This is a genomic window from Pirellulales bacterium (assembly GCA_035533075.1).
GTDB lineage: Bacteria > Planctomycetota > Planctomycetia > Pirellulales > JAICIG01 > DASSFG01.
This window is the reverse complement of record DATLUO010000078.1, coordinates 1-3,911: the sequence shown is the minus strand read 5'-3', so window position 1 is coordinate 3,911 and position 3,911 is coordinate 1. Positions and strand designations below refer to the sequence as shown.

Genomic DNA, 3,911 nt, shown 5'->3' with positions numbered 1-3,911 from the left:
AGCCGGTCGCGTGCGCGGAGCGCATCACCCCTCTTTCCCGCCCTCAATTCGGCCATATCCACCCGCGCGCTTCGCTCAAAAACCGCCCAAACGACCGCGTGCGCGCCACTGGCAAAAGGCTGGGTGTCTTGCTTCGCTTTCCCCGGCGACGCGAGCGGCCGCCTAGTTTTTACTCGCTGGCCCGGGAGGAAGCGGTCTGTTCTTTGGCATCATTGACGCGCGCCAATCGAACCGCCTTGGCACGTGCCAAAACGCGGGCGGGGTGGCGCTGCGCGCCGGCGCGACCGTCCTGCGCTGCCGTCCTCGGCCCATCGCGCGGCGCGTGCCGGCGCGATGCGGATGCGCCCCGAGGGCGGCGCGTCGCCAGCGACCGTCGGCGCAAGTCCTTGCCCGCCATACGGCAGTGCCATTCGGTCCAGGCCTTCTTTGCTCAGGCCGGATTAAGCATCTAAAAAGTTCCACCTTCTTCGCGCAGGGATCAGTAGCTGCCCAATAACTCAATTCCCACATGGCAGCTTTTCCGGGTCCATTTCCAGCAGCAGCGACAGACGCTGCTTACCGCGGGAGATGGAAACCTGCAGCCGCCGTCCCGACACACAAAATGCGCGCGTAACCGCCGCGAAAGGCGCCTTCGTCGCATCGCAAGAGCCTACGGAAAGGATGGCGTCGCCAATTCGCACACCGCCGAGCGCCGCGGGACCGCCGGCTTCGACATCCTTCACGACGACGTGACCGGCTTCAAGCGAAAGAGAAAGGCCACTCACATCCATGTCCAAAAACTTTTCACGAGACTTGGCGGGAATCAGGAACATCGTTCGTCCCGGAAAATCAAAGGTTACGACGTACCGCGACCAAAAGTTAAGACCAAGAACGTTGGGCCTCTCGTCGTCCTCCGTGGCGAGAATGACGTCCGAATGCTTGAACGGCCCGAGGCTGAGCGAATCTAAGGCACCGAGTTGAAACTCAGACACACCAGCGACGCCGCTGCTGACGCCCCGTCCGACTTCCTGCATGAGCCCTAATTGTCGTAGCGATTTGAAACTGTCGCGCGAAAGAGTGCCGCTGCCGCTTCCGATGCATCCGGTGTCGATGATGAAATCGACCGGACCGAGTCCTGGAATCTCCGCATTGACGGTGGGCCAGCCATCGACGTCTTTGATCGCAATGGCCGTGCCCGGATGCGGCCCCGCGGAGTGCAAGAAGGATAGACGGTGTTTTTCCGGGTCGAGCCGGATCACGTGGTCCTTCAAGAACGACATTCCCAGCAGGCCACAAATACGTCCATGGTTTTGCTCGCGGAGCGTCCTCATGTCCATGCATACGAAACCGCCCGATCGGGAAGTGACGTTCAGCTTGCCCACATGTGCGACGGGCGTTCGAAAGAACTCGATCAGATATGGCTTCCGCAGCGACATCAGCGCCGACTGTCGCCCACCGAGAACGAACCGCATAGCGATATCGCACACCGTCTCTGGAGAGCCGGTGTCAATCGCGAAGGTGTAGATTTCGTTGCCGAAGGTGATTGGAACGGTTAAAAGCGAACCGTCGAACGGGGCCTCGAAGTCGCAACGGTGCGCAGCGGAATTCACCGACGGTTCATCGGCGAACGAAGGCGAAAACGCGGCAAAAACGGCGACGAATAGGAGAAACCTTCTCAGTGCGTCGATCATCTGGCTGTTTCAGTGGAACAATATATAGCAGGGCATGTATTTGAATCTTCGAAACTCGCTGGCGCCATGAATGGCGTCGAGTTGATGGTGCTCCAGTTGTGGGATCTGGTCCTGTACTTCTTCCACGCGTAGCCACTCAGAGCGGCGGCCCTAATGAGGCCTAGTCATCATTTCATCAACGCTTCGAGCAGGATCATCAACTGCTGAGCCTGCTGCTGCCGCAGCTTTTCGAGTTCTTGTTCCGCCTGTCGCTGCTTCTCCCAAATCGCAATTTCCTGTAGCCCTTTTTGCTTTTGCTGCTCCGCCCGCTGCATCGCCTTCTTGAGCGCAAGTTTTGCCGCCTGCACCTGCTGCTGCATCTGCTGGTCCGGGGTCAGCGCGGGCGGCACGTCAGGAGGGGGCGGCTCAGGGGGCGGAGACGGGTCGATGCGCAGCCCGGCCGTGTCGACTGCGTTGACCGGGTCGTTCCCAACGTAGCGCGACAAGTTGGCGTCGCCGGCATTAAAACCCTCCGGATCCTCGTTAATCCACCGCCCGGTGTCCGGATCATACCAGCGGTGATAGTTGTTCACAAGGCCGGTGGTCGGGTCGACGTGACCGCCGGCGAAGCCGGACCACCACGTCACGGTGGGGCTGCTCTGGTACGCCGTCTCGCCAAAGACGGTGTCGACGACGTGATTCAGAACCGTGCCGCTGTTGCTGACGATGTCGTGCGGAGTGCCGAGGTTGTCGTCCGCCGCCCAGGTGTTGACGCCGCCCTGGTTGGGCGAAGAGACCGCCTCCTGCGCAGTGACCGCGTCCACCCCCGCTGGACTCGGCGCCACAAGGTTCCGCTGAATCAGGTTGCCGCTGCCGTCGAACACGAGCGGCGGCTGGGCGAGGGCCGTGCCCGGCATTCCCGCCGCCGGGATTTCGGGCGAAACGTCGAGAACGTAACGCTCGATCTCGTTGTAGGTGCCGCTGCCGGTGGTGTCGGCTTCGGTGGCCAGAAGATGATCGAACACGTCGTACACGTAATGGACGTGCTTGGTCAGCACGCCATTGTTGTCGTAGTACTCGACGTCCGTGAGCCGATTGCGATAGTCCCAACTGTAGGTCCTTTTGTACTGCGTCGAGTAGGTCGACGCGATCTGCGTGCGGACGGTGGTGTTGCCGTCGGCATCGTGCTGGTAATTGAACGTGCCGTCGCTGGTCATCAGGTTGTCGGAACCGGCCGAGTATCCGGTCATATTCCGGTTGCCGTTCTTGTCGAACGAGTAGCTCTCGTTGGCCGGTTGGTGGCCGCCGCTGGCGGTCGTGTAGGTCGCCGATGTAAGTTGGTTCGTCGGGTCATAGCCGTAGCTGGCCGTGCCGTCGATGCTGGCGAAGCTGGTGACGTTGTTCGCCGCATCATAGCCGTAGCCGAAGCTATCGATCGTCGTCGCTCCGGCGTTCGACGTGTAGGCCAGGCCGGTCAGGCGGTCGCCGGTGTCGTAGGAATATTTTCCGTGCAGCACGTCGCTGCGCGGGCCGCCGAGCGTGTTGTAAGCCCACGTATCCGTGACTTGGCCGAGCGCGTTGTAGTCGTAGTCGATCTCCTTGGGCGAGATCACGTTGCCGCCGTTCTGGTCCTGCTGCGTGACCGAGGTCAGTTGCTGGTCGCCGTTAAAGGCGTAGCTGTTCAGGTAATCGGCCGTCCCGGCGATCGTGGCCGACTGGCTGGTGCGGTCGCCCATCAGGTCATAGCCGTTCGTGAGTACTACGTGCGGCACGTTGGGCGTGCCGCTGTTGTCGACGGTCGTGACGTAGCCGTCGCCGTTAAAGGCGAAGGCGTATGCCGAGTTCGGGTCGCTGGCCGTGGTCAATTCTCCGGCCAGGTCGTAGCCATAAGCCATCGTGGCCACGATCGTGGTGCCGCTCATCCAGTTCTCGGCCGTCAACTGCCGGTCGTTGTTATAGAGGAAATCGCGGACCCGGCCGTCGGCATCCTGGATGCTGCTGGGCAGCGAATCAAGGTTGTACGTGGTCGTCGTCGTGCCGAGCGCGTTGGTTTCCGTGAGCGGCAAATTCGTCGGGCTGAAGGTCCACGTGGTCGCGTTGCCCGCAGGGTCGACCAGCTTCGTCTCGTTGCCGGCCGGGTCCAGCGTGATTTGCGTCACGCCCGAGTTGGCATCGGTGGTCTGCACCAGGCGATAGCGCGAGTCATATTCATCGCTGGACGTGTGATTGAGAGGATCTGTGGTCGAGAGCAGCTCGCCGCCG

2 protein-coding genes are annotated in these 3,911 nt (G+C 61.5%); both read right to left on the bottom strand.

The genetic code is table 11. The features are described from left to right. Window positions 1-497 precede the first annotated feature (497 nt). Entirely contained in the window at window positions 498-1,670 is a 1,173-nt protein-coding gene (locus VNH11_10290; GenBank protein HVA46741.1) for an aspartyl protease family protein, read from the bottom strand. Window positions 1,671-1,837: 167 nt separating this feature from the next. After that, the coding region (locus VNH11_10285; protein ID HVA46740.1) for an RHS repeat-associated core domain-containing protein at window positions 1,838-3,911 on the bottom strand (2,074 nt) is incomplete at its 5' end.